The following is a 259-nucleotide window of genomic DNA, read 5'->3' as shown; positions in this document are numbered from 1 at the left end:
ACAGCTCTACAAAAGAGGCGTCAAGGAAGTGCTTCTGGGCGTATTCGATGGACTACCGGGGCTGGAGGAAGCCTTTAAGGCGGTGTATCCGAAAGCCGATGTGCAGCGCTGTGTCGTTCACAAAGTCCGCAACACCCTCAGCCGTGTTCGGAAAAAAGACCAATTCGAAGTGGCCGAGGATCTCAAGCTGATTTATCGCGCGCCGAATAAGGAGATGGCGTTACAAATGTTTCAACAGTTTGAGTCGAAATGGTCCAGC

Annotated in this window: 1 protein-coding gene; it reads left to right on the top strand. The window is 51.7% G+C overall.

Features of this window, described 5'->3' with window-relative positions; translation table 11 throughout:
- Positions 1-259: transposase (locus DCC82_RS18875; protein ID WP_233252973.1), on the top strand; the 259-nt coding region annotated here is incomplete at both ends.

Source organism: Geobacillus sp. LYN3 (assembly GCF_003064505.1).
In the GTDB taxonomy this organism is placed as follows: Bacteria; Bacillota; Bacilli; order Bacillales; family Anoxybacillaceae; genus Parageobacillus_B; species Parageobacillus_B toebii.
This window is presented reverse-complemented; position numbering and strand designations above follow the sequence as displayed.